We start from the raw sequence: 19584 nt of genomic DNA, 5'->3' as shown, positions 1-19584 counted from the left end.
CGGCTGTTATCAGGTCCGCGGGAACGACTACGGTGGCCTCGACCCGAGGATGATCGGTGGGAACCGCCCGCGAGCCGGGCGACGCGGGGGAGTGGACGAGAACGTGGGAGTGTACGGCAGGTCCCCCCGGGGTGGGGGGCGCGCGACCGGCCGGTCGACGTCCGCGGTGCTGCCGCCCCCGCTGCGCGTCTGGTTCGGCCCGCTCGCCCTCCTCGCCGCGCTGGTGGTCGTCGTCTTCGGAGCCCGGTACGCCGGCGAGAGCGGGCCGAGCGCGACCGACGCCCGGATCTGGGCGGCGGTGGACGGGGTGGGCCCGCCGTGGCGGCACGTCGCCGTGGTCACGGACTTCCTGGGGGAGCCCGTGGGAGCCGTGCTCCTGGTCGCGGTCCTGGTGACGGGCTGCCTGCTGCTTCGGGACCCGCGCGCGGCGGTGTTCCTCGTGACCGGCTCCGGCCTGACCGTGGCAACGACGACCCTGCTCAAACCGGTGGTGGGACGCACCATCCACGGCGACAACCTGTCCTACCCGAGCGGGCACACCGCCTTCCTCACCGCCCTCGCCCTCATGCTGTCGCTGCTCGCGACCGGCCGGTCCGGCCTCGGCAGGGCGGCGGGTGTGCCGTTGGTGTTCGTGGCAGGGTTGGTGGCCGGCGCGGTGATGGGGTGGGCGCAGGTCGCCCTTGGTTCGCACTACGCGACCGACACCCTCGGGGGCTGGTGCACCGCGATGGCGGTGCTGCCGGTCACCGCGTGGCTGGTCGACCGGACGGCCGACCGGCTGACCGACCGGAGCACCGCCCGGACGACCGGCCACGGGGCCGACCGGACGGCCGACCGGACGGCTGAACGACCGGCTGAACGAACGGATGAGCGGCAGGGCGACCGGAGGGCCGACGCCGGACGCCGGCCGTGCCGCTGACGCCCCGACAGACGGTGTCGTCCCTCCGTCGCCGTGCACCTCACGTCACGCCAGGCGGCGGAACACCGGCTTCACCGCGCGCCCGCCCATCCAGGGTGTCGGATCGGCGGCGTCCAGTGCCTTCCGGTACACCGCGCACGCCTGTGCCACGACGTCGACCGTCCGATCGACGTCCGCCTCGCTGAGCGCCCCGCTCACCACGAACGACGGGGCCAGCACCCCGCCCGCGAGGAGCCGGCGCAGGAACAGGGTGCGGTACTCCTGCGACGGCCGCCGGTTCTCGTCGAGGGTGGCGAAGACCAGGTTGCTGGCCCGGCCCCGGACGACGACGTGGTCGCCCACGCCCATGCCGGCCGCCGCCTCGCGGACACCGGCCGCCAGCCGCTCCCCGAGGGCGTGCAGTCGCGCGGTGACGCCCTCCTCGACGTACGTGGCCTGCACCGCCATCGCGGCCGCCAGCGCGTGCGTCTCCGCACCGTGCGTGGTGGACAGCAGGAAGACCCGCTCGCCCGGGTGACGCAGCCCGCCCCGCTCCATCAGCTCGCGGCGCCCGGCCAGCGCGGACACGGCGAACCCGTTGCCCAGCGCCTTGCCGAACGTGGAGAGGTCGGGGACGACGCCGTACAGACCCTGGGCGCCCGCCTCCGACCAGCGGAACCCGGTGATCATCTCGTCGAAGACGAGTACGCAGCCGTGCCGGTCGGCCAGAGCGCGCAGCCCGGCGAGGTACCCGGGCGGCGGCTCCGTGTGCGTGGCCGGCTCGAGGATCAGGCAGGCCACCTCGTCCCGGTACCGGACGAGCAGTTCCTCCGTGGCGGCCAGGTCCCCGTAGGGGAACGCCAGGGTCAGCTCGTCGGTCGCCGCCGGAACACCGGCGGACATCGGCGTGGTGCCGATGAACCAGTCGTCGACGGAGAAGAACGGATGGTCGGCGCAGACGGCCACCCGGGACCGCCCGGTGGCCGCCCGGGCCAGGCGCACCGCGGCGGTGGTGGCGTCGGAGCCGTTCTTCGCGAACTTCACCATCTCGGCGGTCGGCACCGTCGCCAGGAAGCGCTCCGCGGCCTCGACCTCCACGACGGACGGCCGGACGAAGTTGCTTCCCCGGTCGAGCTGGCGCCGCACGGCCTCCGTCACCCGGGGATGGGCGTGCCCGAGGCTGACCGACCGCAGGCCGGAGCCGTACTCGATGTACCGGTTGCCGTCGACGTCCCACACGTGGGCACCGCTGCCGTGGCTGATCACCGGGGCCAGGTTCTCCGGGTACTGGTCGTCGCCCTTGGCGTAGGTGTGGGCGCCCCCGGGCACCAGGGCGTGCAGCCGCTCGTTCGCCTGCCGCGACCGGGGCAGACCCGGCTCTTCCGCGTTCACTCGGTGCTTCACCCTTCCCTGTGCTTGAGGACCTCGGCGAGGCTCGGTGCCCGCCGGTCCCGCTCGGACACCGAGGTGACCGGCAGCGGCCAGTCGATGGCCAGGTCCGGGTCGTCGAAGGCGATCGTCACGTCCTCGGCGGGATCGTGCGGCCGGTCGATCCGGTACGAGACGTCGGAGGGGTCCGTCAGCGACTGGAAGCCGTGCGCGCACCCCGCCGGGATGTACAGGGCCGCCTGGGTCTCGCCGGACAGCTCGAAGGTGGCCCGGCCCAGGTAGGTGGGCGAGTCCGGCCGCAGGTCCACGACGACGTCGAAGATCCTGCCGTACGAGCACCGGACCAGCTTGGCCTCGCCCGCGCCGGAGCGCAGGTGCATGCCGCGCAGCACGCCCCGGACCGAGCGGGACACGCTGTCCTGTACGAAGGCGGCCGGATCGAGGCCCACCGAGCGGACCACGTCGGCGTCGAACGTGCGGCAGAAGAAGCCGCGTTCGTCGGCGTGCGGCGTCGGCTCGAACAGGTACGCGCCGGCGATCAGGGGGACTTCTCGCGCCTTCATGGTGTCTCCCGCAGGGCGTGGGTGGGGCCGGCCGCCGGGAACAGCGCCGCGGCCAGGTCGGTGAACTGCTGCTCGACGCGCCGGGCGACGGCCAGGTTGCGCTGGACCAGGGTCCGCCGCACCCGGGCCGCGTTCCGCTCCAGCTCGCGGAACTGTTCGAGGAGCCGGTCGGCGTCGGCCTCGCGGGCCGGGTGGCAGTACGCGCCCATGCCCATCTCCGCCATGAGCACGTCGCTCTTCGCCGAGTAGCTGAGGGCGAGCGTCGGTGTGCCGGCCTTCAGAGCGCAGACGATGTTGTGGTAGCGGGTCGCCACCACGCTGTCGGCGCACGCCGTCTCCTTCATCAGGTCGGCCAGCGAGGCCGCCTCGGCGACGGTGACCAGCGGCGAGGCGACCGCGTCGACGATCGAGGCGGCCACCGGCCGGTCGAGCTCGTCGCCGGTGAGCAGCCGGACCGGCCTGCCCTCCTCGACCAGCGCGCGGACGAACCGCGTCGTCCCGTCGAGGTAGCGCCGGTGGATCTCCTCGGCCCGGTCGCGTTCGTCGTTGCTCCCGTGGAAGTCCATGACGCCGACGCAGACCGGGCCCGGCATGCCCGCGGACTCGTTCCCCGCCGGCGCCGGCAGGGCGAACACCAGGTCCGCGTAGACCTCGTCCCGCGCGGTGTTCACGCCCATCGCCCGCATCGCGTCGCGCGACTGGGTGTCCCGGTAGGACCGGTACGCGGCCAGCCGCGTCGACCAGCGGGTCAGGATCCGGGTCGGCCGGTTGCCGATCGGCCCGGCGCCGACGCTGACCAGCGCGACCGGGGTGCGGAACAGCCGGCCCATCGCGCAGAGCAGGAACAGCGAGTACGGGAAGCCCCACGGCCGCAGCGGCAGCGTGGTCTCCAGGACGCCCGTACCCGGCACGATCACCGCGTCGTGCCGGCGCACCCAGGCGGCGGTGCGGACGACGTCCACGAGTTTGCCGAACCCCTTGGCCGCGATCGCGCTCGCACGGGACGCGGTCCGGTACTCCCCGCGATACCAGTTCAGCCGTGTCGCGGGGATTCCGTACCGGGTGGCGACGATCTCGGGTCCGCCGCACATCGCGTCCACGACCGCCCCGGGACGCGCGGCACGCAGATGGTCGAGCACCGCTTCGAGCGACCCGTCGTTGCCGCTGTTGCCGGCGCCGAGCAGACCGAACACGCCGATGCTCAAAGGCTTCTCACGCATGGAGTTCATCCCTGCCTTCCCTCGCGGCCGGCGACGAGGGCGTCGACGGAGACGGTGAGCCGGCCGGGGCCGACGGGGGAGCGGTCCTCGACCCGCTCGCCGGCGCCGGGCCGCACCCGGCTGGTCATCCACGCGGCCAGATGGCGGTGGCAGGCGCGCCGGTCGGCCGACGACAACGGCGCCCGCCCGATCGCCGAGACGAAGCCCCAGACGTACTCGGCCAGCAGGCGCGGCGTCGGGTGCAGCGGGCCCGCCCGGCGCGGGTCGAGGTTGACGCACCGGGAGCGCTTGGAGGGGTTCGCCCGCTCGGCACGGGTGGGGTGGTCGCGCCGGAAGTACAGCAGCTCCGGCACCTGGTGGAAGGGCCCGTGCAGGGTGATCTCGGCGACGAACGTGCGGTCCGCGTGGTGGTAGCTGTCGTGCGGCTTCACCCGGCGCAGCACGTCGGCCCGCATCACTCCGTAGAAGTCGTCGCCGCCGGGCTCGAACAGCAGGCTGCGGAAGCGCTCGGGAGCGCGCGGCGAGTCGGTGGCGAGTCCGTACTCGTAGGGGACCTTGACCTTGCCGTCCCCGTCGATGACCGCCTGCCCGCTGTGCGCCAGGACCACCTCCGGCCGCTCGTCCAGCGCCTCGACGCAACGGCGCAGCAGGTCCCGGGCGTACAGGTCGTCGTGCGAGGCCCACTTGAACAGCTCGCCGCGGCACTGGGTGAACACGTAGTTGTGGTTCGGGGCGGCACCGATGTTCCGGGGCAGCCGGATGTACCGGATGCGGGAGTCCCGCGCGGCATACCGGCGGCAGATGTCCTCGGTGCCGTCGGTCGACGCGTTGTCGGTGATCACCAGTTCGAAGTCCTCGTAGGTCTGCCCGAGGAGGGCGTCCAGCGACTCGGCCAGATACTCCTCGCCGTTGTAGACGGGAAGGCCGATGCTCAGCCGGGGGTGGGGGGTCATGTGGTCCTCACTTCGGAAAGGGAAAGGTGGTCGCGCTCGCGCAGGGCGGCCCGCAGCTCCAGCCACCACGCGACGGAACCGCAGACGGACGCCGCGGCGGCGCCCCAGGCCGAGCCGACCGTGCCGCCCGCGACCGCACCGCCGAGACCGCCGGCGACGTAGCAGGCGGAGGCGAACAACTGACAGCGCAGACTGCGCCGGGCCGCGGCGAGCGCCCGCAGCCCGGCCGCCGCACCCGTGCCGAGCCCGGCGCCCGCGACGCTGAGCGTGACCGGCACGATGAGCTCCGAGGCACCGCTCCAGACGTCACCGAGAACGAGCTCGCCGAGCCGGTCCGGCACCAGCAGCAGCGCCGCGCCCCACAGCACGGCGGCGACGGTCTGCCCCGCGCCGAGCAGGAAGCAGAACCTGCCGAGCCGCTGCGGAGCCTGCCGCAGCACCCGCGCCGACTCCGCCACGGTGACCAGCGACAGACCCATCAGCACCGCGAGGAACGGGCCGAGCAGCAGCTCCGCGCCCCGGATCACGCCCACCGCGCCGACGCCGACGATCGCGCCGAGCCCGTACGCGCGTATCTGCCCGGCACCGCTGACGCCGACGTTCTCGACCAGGTACCGGTAGCCGAGGTCGCGGTGGTCGCGATGCCACTCGCGGGCTCCGCCCGGCCGGGGCCGGATGCCGGACTGCAGGCAGCCGTACCCGGCGGCCACCGCGGCGGAGCCGCCCCAGGCGAGGAGGAAGGCCGTCACGCTGCCCACCTGGGCCGCCACCACCATCGCCGGGACGAGTGCGACGGCCCACACGACGTCGTTGACGAACGCCTTGCGGCCGACGCCTGCGGCGAAGAACGAGTACCGCCAGGCGTCCTGGAGCAGCAGCCCCGGCAGGACCACGCCGAGGGCGGCGAACGCGGCACCCACCTGGCCGCCGATGCACAGCCCGGCGACCAGGGACACCGTGCCGATGCCGGTGCCGACGAGGAGCGCGGTGCCCGAGGACCGGGCCACCGCCCCGCGCCAGGACGCGTCCGACACGCCGCTGAAGCGGACCACGAGAGGGTCGGTGGCCAGTCCGCGGGAGACGTTGAGCACCACGCCGTACGTCACCCAGGCCAGGCTGAACACGCCGAAGGCGGTCAGCCCCAGCGAGCGCGCCACGTAGATGCCCACCACGAAGTTGGACAGGCTGGAGGCCGCCTGGTCGGCCAGCCCCCACGACAGCCGGCCGAGGACGCCCCGCCGCGCGGGCCCCGCCGGTGCCGTGGACTTCTCCCCCTCGACGGTCATCGGCGTCATGCCTTGATCAGCCCGGCGCCGTGCAGGGCCTCGGCCGCCACGGCGACGGTGTCGAACGGCAGCCCCGAGCGCTCGGCCACGTCCAGCAGACCGTGCTCGCCGTCGGAGAGGCTGAGCACCCACAGCATGGCCATCTGGGCCTCTTTCGCGTCGCTGCGCCCGCCCAGCGAGTCGTACAGCCCGCGCCGCCCCAACTGCGGCTCTCCGTAGGGACTGAGGTTGACGTACCGCCGGTTGCGGTCGAGCAGCCCGAACGCCTCACGGCAGACGGCGAGGGTGTCCGCCATCGCCGCCGGGGAGACGAAGTCCAGGTTGTCGGCCGACGTGTGGTACTCGGGGTAGCCCGCGTACGGGGTCCGGGTCAGCGAGCCCACACCGAGGTCGAACCCGGGGGAGCAGTACTGCCGCTCGTCGTAGCCGTACGGCGTGAACTCGGTGATCCGGTGCGGGCGTCCGGAGTCGTCCAGTACGTGCCGCAGGACGCGGTCGATCTCCGCGTCGCCGCGCCTGCTCTGCTTGTACGTCAGCTGCCCGGGGTCGCCCGCGCAGGCCAGCACCAGGCCGTGCTTGACCCGGTCCACCCGTTCCCGGTTGCGGGCCAGCCAGGTGATCGCCCCGATGGTGCCGGGCGCGAAGATGAACCGGTATGTGTGGTACGGCTGCCGCTCGGCCAGCTCCCGGGCCAGGAACACCGCCACCGCGACGCCGGCCAGGTTGTCGTTGGCCAGCGACGGGTGGCAGACGTGGCAGGAGACGATCACCTCGTCGGGCACCTGCCCGGGGACCACGTGCTCGGCGTAGGTGAGGTGGCCGTCCGCCAGGGTGGAGTCGATGCGGACCTCGTAGTCGCCCTCGGGCAGTGCGTCGAGCGTCTCCTGGGCCAGGCAGAAGCCCCACTCGGGCCGGTAGTAGCTCGTGCGGTAGGGCACCCAGGACGGGTGGTCCGGCAGGGTGTGCAGGTGTGGGCGCAGCTCGGCCAGCGGCATGGTCGCCGACACCGGCACGCTGTAGCCGAGCACATGCAGGCTGGACGCCGCGAAGTCGACGACCCGGCGGCCCGTGCCGTCGGCGACGTACGCGTCCCGGATGTTCCACTCCTGCGGCACCGTCCAGTCCAGCACCCGAGTCCCGGTCGGTACCTCGTGCACGTGCAGAGGGATGTACTCGTCGACGATCCGCAGGGTCGCGCGCACACCGTCGCCCGTGATGCTCCGGCAGAGCGGGTACATCCGCTCCACCAGCTCGTACATCTCCTCTCCGGACTGGGTCATCGGCGCCACCGAAGGGTGTCGTCGACGGCGCCGGTCGCGGAGGCCTCGCGCAGTACGGCCAGGCGGGTGAAGCGCTGCTCGAAGCTCTCCCGGGTCAGCCCGTGCTTCCGGTAGGCGTCGGCGAGTTCGAGCGCGCCCTGCTTCACCGTCCACTCGCAGTCGAAGCCGGGGATCGCGGCACGGAAGCGGGAGAAGTCCACCCGGTACGAACGCGGATCGGCACCCGTCTCCCCGGTGATCACCACCTTCGAGCCGGACACCGCCGCGGCCACCTCCTCGGCGATCTCGGCGACCGTCACGTTGTTGACCTCGCTGCCGATGTTGAACGCCCGGTCGTGCACCGCCTCGCGCGGAGCCTCCAGTGCGGCCGTGAACGCCCGGGCGATGTCGGCGGCGTGCACGAGGGGACGCCACGGGGTGCCGTCGGAGAGCACCAGCACCTCACCGGACAACAGGGCGTGTCCCACCAGGTTGTTCAGCACGATGTCCGCGCGCAGCCGGGGCGAGAAGCCGAAGGCGGTGGCGTTGCGCATGTACACCGGGCTGAAGTCGCCGTCGGAGAGCGCGTGCAGGTCGTCCTCCACCCGCACCTTGGACTCCGCGTACGGCGTCACCGGCCGCAGCGGCGCGTCCTCGGTCACCAGCTCGCCGCCGCCCGCGGCGCCGTAGACGGAGCACGTCGACGCGTACAGGAAGCGCTGCACCCCGGCGTCCCGGGCCAGCCGGGCCAGTCGCACGGACGCCTGGTGGTTGATGTCGTAGGTGAGTTCGGGCGCCAGCGAGCCCAGCGGGTCGTTGGAGAGCGCGGCCAGGTGGATCACCGCGTCCACCCCGGCCACGTGCTCGGCGGTGATGTCCCGCAGGTCCACCCGGCGGCCGGGCGGGTCGTCGGGCACCGGGCCGAGGACGCAGTCGGCGAACAGGCCGGCGTCGAGGCCGACGACCTCGTGTCCGGCGGCCGTGAGGACCGGGGCCATCACGGTGCCCAGGTAGCCCTGGTGTCCGGTGAGCAGTACGCGCAAGGTGGTTCAACCCCCCAGGTTGAGAGTGAGTTTGGCGACGTCGAACGCCTCGGCGTAGCGCGCGTGGCATTCGATGCCGCGGATCCGGGCCAGCCCGAGGAAGGCCTCCCGGTCGTACCAGGGCCGGTGCCGCTGCGAGGGATAGTGCTCCTGCAGCAGCCGCACCTTCTGTTCGGCGACGTCCTGGGACAGCGGCTGGTACGCCGTCGGACGGCCCAGATCGCCGTCCCACTTGACGATCTCGTAGCGGAGCACGAGATGGTCGCGGAACGCGGTCGTCATCAGCTTCGCCAGGCCGCGGTGGTCCTGGTGCGCGTCGTCCGTGCGCGGGGCCAGCACCAGGTCGGGCTCCGTCCGCCCGCGCAGCTCCTCGACCGCGGCCTTGGCCTCCTCCCAGTGCGCCGGCATCCGGCCGTCCGGCAGCTTGAGCACGGTCAGCCGCAGGTCGGCGCCGGGGCAGAAGGCGGCGAGCGCGGCCCGCTCCTCCTGCTCCCGTTCGCCGCCACCGCCGGAGAGCACCAGCGCGTCGACGCGCACCCCCGGCCGCGCCAGGCACAGCGTCAGCAGGGTGCCGCCGGCGCCGATGGCGATGTCGTCGCAGTGCGCGCCCACCGCCACGACCCGGTCCGGGCGCCCGGCACCGAGCGCGATCACGCGGTCCTCACCCCGGCGGGCGCCGTGGCGCCGTCCCGCTCCCACACGGCCCACGGACGCTCGCCCCGGGTGTAGGCGGCGTCCAGCGCGGCCCGCTCCTTCACGGTGTCGGTCGGCTTCCAGAAGCCGCGGTGCTGGTGCGCCACCAGCCTTCCGTGCTTGGCCAGTTGGGTGCAGCCGTCGGCGACCAGGTCCCCGTTCTCCGGTATGTGGTCGAAGACCTCCTGGCGGAGCACGAAGTAGCCGCCGTTCTCCCACAGCGGCAGGTCGCTCACCGCCGTGATGCCCCCCACCAGTCCGTCCTCGCCGAGGTCCACGCAGTGGAAGGAGGACTGCGGCGGCACCACCATCATCGAGGCACCGGCGTCCCGCCGGGCGAAGGAGTCGATCATCTCGGGCAGCGGTGCGTCGGTGAGCACGTCGGCGTAGTTGGCGAGGAACATCTCGTCGCCGTCCAGGTGGTGCCGCACCCGGCGCAGCCGCTCCCCGATCGGCGACTCGATGCCGGTCTGCGCGAACGTGATCGTCCAGTCGGCTATGTCGGTGGACAGCAGCTCGGTCCGGCCGCCCCGGAGCACGAAGTCGTTGGACGTCGTCTCCTCGTAGTTGAGGAAGAAGTCCTTGATGTGATGGGCCCCGTAGCCGAGGCACAGGATGAACTCCTTGTGCCCGAAGTGCGCGTAGTAGCGCATCACGTGCCAGATCAGCGGCCGCGGACCGACCATCGCCATCGGCTTGGGCACGTCGTCGGACGCGCCCTCGCGCATCCGCATCCCGTAACCGCCGCAGAACAGGACGACCTTCATGCTGTGACCTCTCGGGACGCGGCCTCGACGATGCTCAGTTCCGGGATGGGGAAGACCAGCCGGCCGCCCCACTCGTGCACGAAGGAGAGCTGCTCGACCAGCTCGGCCCGCAGGTTCCACGGCAGGACCAGGACGTAGTCCGGACGGTCGGCGGCGATCCGCTCGGGCGGCAGGATCGGGATGCGGGTGCCCGGGGTGAACCTGCCGTGCTTGTACGGGTTGCGGTCGACCGTGTAGGCGAGCAGGTCGGGCCGGACGCCGCAGTGGTTGAGCAGGGTGTTGCCCTTGCCCGGGGCGCCGTAGCCCACCACCGTCTCGCCCCGCTCGGCCGCCTCGATCAGGAACCGCAGCAGGTCCCGGCGCACCTTGGCCACCCGGGCGGAGAACTCGGTGTACCCGGACAGCTCGCGCAGCCCGGCCGCCTTCTCCCGGTCGAGCACGTCGGCCACCCGCCCGCTCGGCTCACCGGCCACCTCGGCCGGGCGGGCCCACAGCCGGATCGAACCGCCGTGCGTGGGCAGCAACTCGACGTCCACCAGCGTGAGTCCGCCACTGGCCAGCGCGCGGATCGCGGAGGCGACCGTGTAGTACTGGAAGTGCTCGTGGTAGATCGTGTCGTACTGGTTCTCCTCGATCAGCGTCAGCAGGTGCTGCACCTCGACGGAGACCCAGCCGTCGTCGGCGACCAGGGCACGCAGCCCCTTGGTGAAGCCGACGACGTCCGGGATGTGCGCGTACACGTTGTTGGCCACGACCAGGTTCGCCGGACCGTGCTCGGCGCGCACCCCCGCGCCGGTGTCCGGACTCAGGAACTCCGTGAGCGTGGGCACGCCCGCCTCCCGCGCCGCCGCCCCGACGTTCACCGACGGCTCGACGCCCAGGCAGCGGATCCCGCGGTCCACCATGTGCCTCAGCAGATACCCGTCGTTGCTCGCGACCTCCACCACGAAGGAGTCCGGGCCGAGGCCCAGCCGCTCCACGGCACCGGTGACGAACGTCCGCGCGTGCTCCACCCAGGAGGTCGAGTAGGAGGAGAAGTACGCGTACTGCGTGAACGTCTCCTCCGGCGTGATCAGCGCGGGTATCTGCGCGAGCCAGCAGTCGGTGCACACCCGCAGGTGCAGCGGGTAGGCCGGCTCGGGCCGGTCCAGTTGGTCCGCGGCGAGAAAACTCTCGCACGGTGGCGTCGCTCCCAGGTCGACGACGCTCTCCATCGCCGCCGAGCCGCAGAGTCGGCATCGTGTCATGTCCTGCCCCCATCCCCCCTGCCCGCGGGGGTGTCCCCGCCGCGAGCCTTCGCCGACCGCCCCGCGATCGCGGCGCGGTACCCCTCCACCAGGCGCTCCAGCCCGACGGCCGGGCTGAAACCCTGTTCGTAACGGCGCCGGGCCGCCAGGCCCATCCGCCGGTTCCGGTCCGGTTCGGCCGTGATCCGGCGCAGGCACGCGGCGAGCGAGGCCGTCCCGCCCGGCCGGTGCAGCAAGCCGGTCACCCCGTCCTCGACGAGCTCCACGAAGGCGCCGTGCCCGGCGGCGACGGTCGGAACGCCCGCCGCCATCGCCTCGACGACCACCAGGCCGAACGCCTCCAGCCATGTCGACGGCGCCACCACGGCCACCGAACGCGCGACCGCCCGACGGCACTGCTCCGGGTCGTACAGGCCGACACAGCGCACGTCGTCCCGGCCCGCCGCCCACGCGGTCACCTCGCCCTCCAGCGGCCCCGTGCCGGCGATGACGAGCGGCACCCCGACCCCGCCGCCCGCGGCGACCTCGTCCCACGCCGCCATCAGCAGCCGTACGCCCTTGGCCTCCGCGAGCCGGCCCAGATACAGCACGTGCTCTCCCGTGCCCGAGCGGCGGGCGTCCGGGTCGGGCACGAAGTTGTGCTTCACCGCCAGCCGTTCGGCCGGCATGCCCGCCGCCACCAGGACGTCGCGCTGCGCCGCCGAGATGCAGAAGAACCGCTCCACCCCGGACCACCAGCGCCGCCGGTTGACCGACAGGGAGACCGCGAGCGGCACCGTCGCCAGCCGCGAGTTCCGGTAGCAGCCGTGCCGTACGGCCGGCAGCGGCGTGGCCGCCCCGACGCACTCGGTGCACGACCGGCCCTCGCGCTGCAGCGTGCCGGGCGGGCAGACCTGCGTGTAGTTGTGCAGCGTGGCCACGGCGGGCACCCCCGCGTCGGCGCAGGCCGCCAGCACCGAGGGCGACAGGAGCGGGAAGACGTTGTGCACGTGCACCACGTCCGGCCGCTCGGCACGCAAGCGGGCGGCCAGCTCCCTGCGGACCGCCGGATTCCACGGCACCAGGAGCGGCACCGCGACCTTGCCGGGCAGGGACCGGCCGGCGATGTCGTCGCTGCGCCGCTCGAACACCCCGACCCGGTGGCCGGCGCCGCGCAGCAGCGCCACCTCCTGGTCGACGACGTTGTTCTCTCCGCTCGGCTGGGCCGAGTTGTAGCGGTTGTGCACCACGAGGACGTGCATGCTCAGGACACCTCCGAGGTGCGGGCCCAGCGCGGGACGCGGCGCCGAGGGGGTTCGGTGGCCGTCGGGGGCGCGGCCGGGGCCGGCGCCGTCAGCAGGGAGGCGGCCACGGCCAGGTGCAGCAGATACGGCGAGGCGTCGCCGAGGCCCGCCTCGGTGTACGACGCGAGGGCGCAGTAGCTGATCAGGAAGATCGCGCAGGCCCTCGCCGGCGACGGGGGCCGCAACAGCGCGACGCCGCCCAGCACGACGAAGACCGCCGCCACCAGGGCGACGCCGATCAGGCCCTGCTCGTGGTAGACGGCCAGCCAGCTGTTGTCGATCGGCAGCCCGTCGAACGACTTGTCGCCCAGGCCGATCCCGAACACCTTCTCCCCGGTCGTCCGGGGCGCCGCCAGCAGCGCGTCCCAGACCTTGGCCCGGCCGGTGAGATTGCTGAAGTTCTCCTCGCTCTGCCCCCGCAGGAACCACGCCTGGAGCGCCGAGGCGAACACCACCGCGGCCACCGCCGCGGTGAGCACCGCCCAGGAGAAGAAGCGGCGGGCGGCGGCACTGGTCAGGGTGAGCGAGCCGATCGCGAGCGCCAGACCGACCAGCAGACCGAGCGTGGCCGTACGGGTGTGGGTCAGCAGCAGCAGGACGAGCGAGGGCACGATCACGAGGGCCGCGCTGCGCCGGTCGGTGCGGCCGCTGAGCAGGAGCAGCACGGAGAGCCCGATGATCACAGCGGCGTACTGTCCGATCTGCGGCGGGGTGAGCGGCCACAGCGCGCCGACCAGCCGCCCGCCGTAGAGGTCGGGCAGGGCCGCACCCGGCGAGACGAGCGCACCGGCGGCCACCGAGCACAGGACCACGAAGTACCACCGGACGTGCTGCCGCACGAACGTGGTGCCGCCGTCCCACCAGCGGCTGAGCAGCCACAGGGTGCCGACGAAGAGAGCCATCCGGGCGCAGCGGAACAGCGCGCCGAACCCGGACTGGAGGTCGGCGCTGGAGATCACGCTCGGCACCAGCAGCAGGGTGAGCAGGAGCAGGTAGGCGCTGGGGCGCACCCGCAGCCGGAGATTGAGCGCGAGCGCCAGCGTGAACGCGACGGCCAGTGCACCCATGGTGACCATCTGGATCAGCGAGCGGGGCAGCGGGACGATGGTCTCGGCCCCCGTGGAGCCGAGCGTGTTGAGGATCAGCAGTCCCCAGACCGTCCCGACCAGTTTGGGCGTGCGGTTCGCGTCCGCGTCCATCTCAGTCACCTCCCCGCGCACGGAAGGTGCTGCCTGCGTCCTGCCGGTAGGGCGCCGCCCGCCACGCCTCGAAGTCGAGGACCCGGCTCGGGTCGTGGGCGACGAACCGCCACGGTCCGACGTAGACGTTGTCGTGCCAGCGGTTGTCCTGGAGGTGCGTGACGGCCTTGGCCACCTTCTCGCCCTGGTACGGGGACCAGTCCGGGTAGGTGCCGTAGTTGGCCAGCAGCGCCATGCGGTCGCAAGCCTCCGTGCACTCGACGACGGTCTTGTCCAGGACGAAGCGGTTGTCGTGGATGTCCACCCGCTGGGTCTTCCACCGGCAGTCGGCGTACAGGGGCGCCCTGGTGATGCCCGGCCGCGCGCAGCGGTCGGTGTCCGCCACCAGCAGCGTGCAGTCGCCGGACGAGGTGTTGGCCGGGCTGTTGCAGAACCGGTCGGCGTTCTCCCACAGGGTGATCCCGGACCAGTTGTCCTCCAGCAGGTTCCCGTAGATCTCGATCCTGTCCGTGCGGGCCTCGACCCGCGGCTCGCCGCCGGACTCGGAGATGTAGACGGTCGCGTAAGGGAAGTTGTCGCCGCCGCCGGTGTTCTCGCGGCCCTCGACCCAGTTGTTGCGCCGGATCGTGTTCTTGCGGACGACCGCGTTGTAGCTGGTCTCGTAGATCAGCGCGGCACCGGCGTTGGACTCCAGCACGTTGTTCTCGATGAGGAAGTCGTTGTTGTTGGTGTCCGCCCACAGGCCGGTCCCGCGGTTGTCGTGCACCCAGTTGCCCCGGACGTCGGCGCCCTGGACGGCCCAGAACTTGATGCCCCCGGTGCAGCCGCAGCCGGGCCGCTCGCGCTCCCAGTCGCCGGTGTTGTTGCCGGTGATTTCGTTGCCCTCGACCACCAGGTCGTTGATGATGCCGTCGCCCTTGTAGGCGTTCATGCCGTACTGACCGTTGTCGCGCAGACAACTGGCGCGGACCTCCTGCCGGTCGCCGGCCATCAGCCCGGCGCCGGAGTTGTTCCGGATCGTGGCGTGCTCGATCACCCACCCGTCGGCGGAGTCGTGGTTGACCACGCCCTCGTCGTGCGGTGCGGCGAAGTTCTGCACGGTGAGATGGCTGATGGTGACGTCGCGCGCGGTGCCGCCGAACGCGTACTGGTTGGTCTTGCGACCGTCCAGCACCGCGCCCGGCGCGCCGATGTACCGGTTCCCCTCCTTGGGGACGACCTGGGAGTAGCGGTCGGACTCGAGCCGGTGCTTGCCCGGCCGGAGCCAGAAAGTGGTGTGCGCGGGGCTGTTGCGGGTCTTGGCGGCCAGGTCGCCGGCGACCGCCGGGTCGACGGTCACCGCTGACTCGGGTGCCTCGGCCGGTCCGGGCTCGGGCTTCTCGCACACCCGCGCCACGGACCTCGCACCGGACGAGGAGGACGACGACGCGGACGGCTTCGGCGCCGGATCGTCCGGTGCGTCGTCGCAGCCGGTCACCAGCAGCACCAGCGCCAGTGCCAGCGGCGCCGCGGCCGACCGCACCCGACCCCTCCACGTGATCTCCATACGTCCTCCCCCCTTCCTTTTCCTGGTTCGTGTTACCGGTCGCGAAACCCGAGCACGGTCGTGAACTCCCGCGCGCCGTCGGTGAAGCCGGTGCCGACCAGCGTGGTGGCGGGCTCCTTGCGCCCGAAGCCGGGGGAGTACCAGCCCAGCGGCGGGTCGGTCTCCCCGCGATGCGCCCGCCAGGACAGCTCGCCGGGCAGGTCGAGGACCGCGCCCCGCTCCTCGCCGTCCCGCCGCCAGGTGAGCACGGCACGGTGGTCCCGCAGATCGGCGGAGACCGCCGGACCGAGGTGGAACGCCAGCCGCACGGCCCGCCGCGGGCCGCGCACCTCGTCCACCACCCGCACCTCACGGGTCCCGGCCCTCAGCTCCACCCGGCGGCGGTGCACGGACGGCCCGTACCCGTCGTGCTCGGCGCACCAGCGCGACACCTCGGGGTCGGACGTGTCCACGGACAGGACGCGGCTGCGGGCGTGCCGCGTCCACAGGAACGGGCCGCCCGGCACGGACTGGTCTGCGCCGTCCAGCTCCAGGGTGTTGTGGCCGAGGGTCGAGCGGAAGTACCGCCGCCACTCGGGCTGCCCGTGGTAGCAGAACGTCCCCGGGTCGGCGAGCACGTCGACCCCGTCGTGCCGCACCTCCACCGAGAGCGCGTCGGCGTGGGCGTGGGCGGCGATGGACAGGAAGCCGTGCGGGCCGCCGTCGCAGCGGCACCAGATCCCCCCGGGACCGCGCAGGACGGTGAGCCCGGCGTCCGCGAAGTGGTCCGGTCGGATCGCCGGCCGGGCCACGGCCGGGCCGGTCCCCTCCTTCGCGTAGGGCCGGATCAGCGCGGCCAGCAGCGGGGTGCGCACATCGGTGCCGGTCACCGTCGGCCACCAGGGCAGCGCGCCGAACACGGCGTCCCCGGTGGCCAGCAGCGAGGCCCAGCGGTCGGTGCCCGCACCGTCCACGACCAGGCCGTGTCCGTCGTCGGCGTCACCCTGGCGCGGCGGCCGCAGCCGGTCGTCCACGACGGCGGCGAGCGCGTCGGTCATCCGCAGCAGCACCAGCCGGACCGTCGCGGGAACCGGCACACCGGCGGCGTCCGCCTCCGCCACCGCGGCCAGGCCGAGTTCGAGCACGAGGCCGTGGTACTCGGTGGCCAGTTCACGGCTGAGACCGGACAGGAAGGTGTTGCCGCGCAGGTGCCGCTCCAGCGACCGCAGCGCGTCGTCGCGCCAGCGTGCCGAGGAGGGGAACCACCCGAAGGCACAGGCGGCGGCGAACTGCCCGGCGGCCTCGGCGACGACATGGTTGTTCGCCGAGGAGCCCCGGCTGGGGAAGCCGGCCAGCCAGCGCTGGTGGTGCCAGACCTGCTTCCGCGCCACCGGATTGTCCTCGAACAGGGCCGGCGCGCCCGGCCAGCCGTCGAGCAGCCGGCGGATCCACACCCAGGACAGCAGCCGGATCCCCAGCTCGATGCCGCTGATCCAGTGCACCCCGCGCAGCGGCGCGTTGGCCGACCACCACGAGCGCAGGTGCTCGGCCACCCGCTCGGCGTACCGCTCGTTCCCGGTGACCGCGTAGGCGGCGGCGAGCACGGTGAGGTACTGGTGCCGGGACGGCTCCCAGATCTGCTTGATGTCACCGGCCGCGTCCTCGTCGCGGTACGGCACGTCGAAGGCGTAACCGCCCGGAGCCCGGCGGCCGGTCTTCGGGTCGTACCACCAGTCCGGGTCGGCCAGGTCGTCGCGGGGCACGCCGAAGTACTCGGCGTGCCCGGCCATCAGCCGGTCCGCCTCGGCGACGAGACGCTTCACGGCGTCCGGCGGCACCGCGGCGACCGCCCCGGCGGGCAGCACCGCGGTGAACCGGGCGCCGGTCACAGCAGGGGCGAGGGGCGGCGCCGACCGCCACCGGCGCCTGCGCACCGCGTCGCCCACCCGTCCGCCGACCTCGCGCGGGCCCATCCGGGACAGCCGCCGCAGGTACCAGCCCGTGCCCAGGGTCATCGGGCCTCCGCCAGGGTCACCGGAGCGCCGGCTGCCAGCGAGGACCGTACGGCGAGCGTGGCCGCCGTGGTGGCGGCCAGCGACTCGAGTGGCACCGGCATCGGGCCGCCGGTCCGCACCGCCCTGACGAACGCGGCCAGTTCGGCCGACTGGCCCTTGTCCCGGGCCTTGGGCAGCCGCGAACTGACCCACCGCTTGCGGCCGTCGTAGACGGAGGTGCGGACGAAATCGTCGAGCTGCAGCACCTTGCCGTCCGCGACCAGGTCCAGCGTCTCCTTGGGGAAGCCGGCCGCCCCCGTCGTGACATAGCTGACGGTGGCGGTGGACCCGTCCGGGTAGCCCAGCACGACCTGCAGGTCCTCGTTGCCGGACGCGGCGACCGCGTACACCGAGACCGGGTCGGCGCCGAGCAGCCAGCTCGCCGTGTCGACGAAGTGCCCGCCCTCACCGGCGAACCGCGAACCCTCGGTGTCCTGCCTCAGGTACCAGCTGCCGTGGTCGAGGCGGCCCGCGTTGACCAGATAGCGCAGGCTCGCCGGCCCGGTGCGGTCGCCGAGCCGCTGCCGGGCCTCCCGCAGCAGCGGCGCGAAGCGGCGGTTGAAGCCCACCTGCAGCCGGTCGTTGCCGGACTCCTCCACCGCCGCGAGCACCCCGGCCAGCTCCTCCTCGGTGAGCGCCAGCGGCTTCTCCACGAACACGGCCTTGCCCGCCAGCAGCGCCTTCCGGGTCAGTTCGGCGTGCGAGCTGTGCCGGGTGACCACGAACACCGCGTCGACGGACGCGTCGCCGAGCACCGCGTCGAGGTCGGTGGTGGCCTCGGCGAAGCCGAACTTCCGCTGGGCGTTGGCCGCGGACAGCGCCGTGGTGGTCACGACCGTCGACAGCTCGACGCCGTCGCGCCCGGCCAGGTGCGGCAGCAGCATCGAGCTCGCGTAGTTCCCCGCGCCGACGAACGCGAGACGCACCGGTGTCCCCGCCGCGCGCACCGGACTCCGCTTCGCCCGCACGGCGGGCACCGTCACCGCGGGCGCCTCGGCCGGTGCTCCCGCCCCGTCGGCCCGCTCCGGGTACCGGAACAGCACGGCCACGGCCTTCAGGTCGCCGTCCTTCAGCCGCCGGTACGTCTCGACGGCGTCGTCGAAGGCGGCCGTGTGGGAGATCAGGGGCGCCACGTCGACACGGCCGCGGGCGACGAGATCGAGGAAGCACGCCAGGTTGCGGCGCTCGGTCCAGCGCACGTACCCGATCGGGTAGTCCCGCCCCTCCAGCTCGTACTCCGGGTCGTAGCGCCCGGGGCCGTAGGAGCGGGAGAACCGTACGTCGAGCTCCTTCTCGTAGTACGCGTTCCACGGCAGGTCCAGGCGGCACTTGCCGATGTCGACCACCCGGCCGCGGTCCCGGCACAGCCGCGCGGCCAGCTCGACGGGCTGGTTGCTGCCGCCCCCGGCGGCCAGGTACACCTGGTCCACGCCGTGACCGTCGGTGAGTTCGGCCACGGCACTCTCCACGGCCGGGGACGCCGGGTCCCCGCAGGCCGCCGCGCCCAGCCGCTCGGCCAGCTCGCAGCGCACCGGGTCGGGATCCGCGCCCACCACCCGGACTCCCGAGGCGGCGAGCAGCTGCACCACCAGCTGCCCGATCAGCCCCAGCCCGACGACCAGCGCCACCTCACCGAGCCGCGACTCGCCCTGCCGCACACCCTGCAGGGCGATCGACCCGACGGTGCCGAAGGCCGCGTCCCGAGGTGCGAGACCGTCCGGCACCGGGGCGTAGAGGTTCTTCGGCACCCAGTTCAGCTCGGCGTGCAGCGCGTGCTCGTTGCCGGCGCAGGCCACGAGGTCGCCGACCTTCACGTCGTCGATCCCGGCGCCGACCTGCTCGACCACCCCGCACAGCGAATAGCCCAGCGGCGTGTAGGAGTCCAGCTTGCCCATCACCTTGCGGTAGGTGGCGGGCACCCCGTTGGTGGCCACGCTCTGCACGACCTTGGCCACCTGGTCCGGCCGGGAACGCGCCTTGCCCAGCATCGACATGCCGGCCTCGGACACCTTCATCAGCTCGGTGCCGGTGGAGATCAGCGAGTAGGCGGTCCGCACCAGCACGCCGCCCGGCTTGCAGCCCGGCACCGGCACGTCGAGCAGCGCCAACTCGCCGCTCTTGTAGTTCTGTACGACCTGTTTCACCCGAAGTCCTCTTGTCTCTGTGCCGGTTGCCCGTGCCCGTTGTCCGTGTGCCGGTCCGCGC

Annotated in this window: 16 protein-coding genes; 1 reads left to right on the top strand and 15 read right to left on the bottom strand. The window is 73.0% G+C overall.

All coding sequences use genetic code 11. The features are described 5' to 3' along the window. Positions 1-109 precede the first annotated feature (109 nt). Positions 110-919 (top strand): phosphatase PAP2 family protein, encoded by an 810-nt coding sequence (locus tag D1J63_RS00675; RefSeq protein ID WP_241235494.1) that lies wholly within the window; start codon positions 110-112, stop codon positions 917-919. A gap of 45 nt (positions 920-964) precedes the next feature. On the opposite strand, the gene D1J63_RS00670 is transcribed toward D1J63_RS00675, so the two are convergent. Genes D1J63_RS00670 through D1J63_RS00600 form a run of 15 tightly spaced genes read right to left on the bottom strand, consistent with a single transcriptional unit; the run spans position 965 to position 19523 of the window. Next, entirely contained in the window at positions 965-2290 is a 1326-nt protein-coding gene (locus D1J63_RS00670; RefSeq protein ID WP_125635086.1) for a glutamate-1-semialdehyde 2,1-aminomutase, read from the bottom strand. 8 nt (positions 2291-2298) lie between these two features. Further along, entirely contained in the window at positions 2299-2850 is a 552-nt protein-coding gene (rfbC, locus tag D1J63_RS00665; protein ID WP_125627250.1) for a dTDP-4-dehydrorhamnose 3,5-epimerase, read from the bottom strand. Continuing rightward, positions 2847-4079 (bottom strand): polysaccharide pyruvyl transferase family protein, encoded by a 1233-nt coding sequence (locus tag D1J63_RS00660; RefSeq protein ID WP_164712668.1) that lies wholly within the window; start codon positions 4077-4079, stop codon positions 2847-2849. The genes rfbC and D1J63_RS00660 overlap by 4 nt, the downstream gene beginning before the upstream one ends. Then, a complete protein-coding gene (locus tag D1J63_RS00655) occupies positions 4076-5023 on the bottom strand; it encodes a glycosyltransferase family 2 protein (RefSeq protein ID WP_125627248.1) in 948 nt (315 codons plus the stop codon). Before D1J63_RS00655 ends, D1J63_RS00660 begins: the two co-directional genes overlap by 4 nt. Beyond that, positions 5020-6309, bottom strand: a complete 1290-nt coding sequence (locus D1J63_RS00650; protein ID WP_125635084.1) for a hypothetical protein — start codon at positions 6307-6309, stop codon at positions 5020-5022. Before D1J63_RS00650 ends, D1J63_RS00655 begins: the two co-directional genes overlap by 4 nt. Positions 6310-6314: 5 nt before the next feature. Next, positions 6315-7598, bottom strand: coding sequence for a DUF4910 domain-containing protein (locus tag D1J63_RS00645; protein ID WP_164712667.1), 1284 nt, complete (start codon positions 7596-7598; stop codon positions 6315-6317). Beyond that, positions 7586-8611: an NAD-dependent epimerase/dehydratase family protein gene (locus D1J63_RS00640; RefSeq protein WP_102927735.1), complete on the bottom strand. Its 1026-nt coding sequence runs from the start codon at positions 8609-8611 to the stop codon at positions 7586-7588. Before D1J63_RS00640 ends, D1J63_RS00645 begins: the two co-directional genes overlap by 13 nt. 6 nt (positions 8612-8617) lie before the next feature. Next, complete coding sequence (locus tag D1J63_RS00635) at positions 8618-9265, bottom strand: PIG-L deacetylase family protein (RefSeq protein ID WP_125627246.1); 648 nt, start codon at positions 9263-9265, stop codon at positions 8618-8620. Then, a complete protein-coding gene (locus tag D1J63_RS00630) occupies positions 9262-10071 on the bottom strand; it encodes a glucose-1-phosphate cytidylyltransferase (RefSeq protein WP_125627245.1) in 810 nt (269 codons plus the stop codon). Before D1J63_RS00630 ends, D1J63_RS00635 begins: the two co-directional genes overlap by 4 nt. Continuing rightward, positions 10068-11318: a class I SAM-dependent methyltransferase gene (locus D1J63_RS00625; protein ID WP_125627244.1), complete on the bottom strand. Its 1251-nt coding sequence runs from the start codon at positions 11316-11318 to the stop codon at positions 10068-10070. Before D1J63_RS00625 ends, D1J63_RS00630 begins: the two co-directional genes overlap by 4 nt. Further along, entirely contained in the window at positions 11315-12559 is a 1245-nt protein-coding gene (locus tag D1J63_RS00620; protein ID WP_125627243.1) for a glycosyltransferase, read from the bottom strand. Before D1J63_RS00620 ends, D1J63_RS00625 begins: the two co-directional genes overlap by 4 nt. Before the next feature lie 2 nt (positions 12560-12561). Next, positions 12562-13800, bottom strand: a complete 1239-nt coding sequence (locus D1J63_RS00615) for an O-antigen ligase domain-containing protein (protein WP_125627242.1) — start codon at positions 13798-13800, stop codon at positions 12562-12564. Position 13801: 1 nt separating this feature from the next. Further along, on the bottom strand, positions 13802-15346 hold the full coding sequence (locus D1J63_RS00610) for a right-handed parallel beta-helix repeat-containing protein (RefSeq protein WP_125627241.1): 1545 nt from the start codon (positions 15344-15346) through the stop codon (positions 13802-13804). Positions 15347-15378: 32 nt separating this feature from the next. Continuing rightward, positions 15379-17340, bottom strand: coding sequence for an alginate lyase family protein (locus tag D1J63_RS00605; protein WP_125627240.1), 1962 nt, complete (start codon positions 17338-17340; stop codon positions 15379-15381). Then, positions 17337-19523, bottom strand: a complete 2187-nt coding sequence (locus tag D1J63_RS00600; protein WP_125627239.1) for a bi-domain-containing oxidoreductase — start codon at positions 19521-19523, stop codon at positions 17337-17339. Before D1J63_RS00600 ends, D1J63_RS00605 begins: the two co-directional genes overlap by 4 nt. Positions 19524-19584 lie beyond the last annotated feature (61 nt).

This window comes from Streptomyces sp. KPB2 (genome assembly GCF_003950055.1).
Lineage (GTDB): Bacteria > Actinomycetota > Actinomycetes > Streptomycetales > Streptomycetaceae > Streptomyces > Streptomyces salinarius.
Note: the sequence above shows the minus strand (reverse complement) of the source record. Positions and strands in the feature narration are given on the sequence as shown.

What these genes read in the sequence shown, in the direction of transcription:
- D1J63_RS00615 (WP_125627242.1), bottom strand. Translation starts at nt 13,800, where the DNA reads ATGGACGCGGACGCGAACCGCACGCCCAAACTGGTCGGGACGGTCTGG.
- D1J63_RS00660 (WP_164712668.1), bottom strand. Translation starts at nt 4,079, where the DNA reads ATGAACTCCATGCGTGAGAAGCCTTTGAGCATCGGCGTGTTCGGTCTG.
- D1J63_RS00625 (WP_125627244.1), bottom strand. Translation starts at nt 11,318, where the DNA reads ATGACACGATGCCGACTCTGCGGCTCGGCGGCGATGGAGAGCGTCGTC.
- rfbC (WP_125627250.1), bottom strand. Translation starts at nt 2,850, where the DNA reads ATGAAGGCGCGAGAAGTCCCCCTGATCGCCGGCGCGTACCTGTTCGAG.
- D1J63_RS00610 (WP_125627241.1), bottom strand. Translation starts at nt 15,346, where the DNA reads ATGGAGATCACGTGGAGGGGTCGGGTGCGGTCGGCCGCGGCGCCGCTG.
- D1J63_RS00655 (WP_125627248.1), bottom strand. Translation starts at nt 5,023, where the DNA reads ATGACCCCCCACCCCCGGCTGAGCATCGGCCTTCCCGTCTACAACGGC.
- D1J63_RS00620 (WP_125627243.1), bottom strand. Translation starts at nt 12,559, where the DNA reads ATGCACGTCCTCGTGGTGCACAACCGCTACAACTCGGCCCAGCCGAGC.
- D1J63_RS00630 (WP_125627245.1), bottom strand. Translation starts at nt 10,071, where the DNA reads ATGAAGGTCGTCCTGTTCTGCGGCGGTTACGGGATGCGGATGCGCGAG.
- D1J63_RS00650 (WP_125635084.1), bottom strand. Translation starts at nt 6,309, where the DNA reads ATGACCGTCGAGGGGGAGAAGTCCACGGCACCGGCGGGGCCCGCGCGG.
- D1J63_RS00605 (WP_125627240.1), bottom strand. Translation starts at nt 17,340, where the DNA reads ATGACCCTGGGCACGGGCTGGTACCTGCGGCGGCTGTCCCGGATGGGC.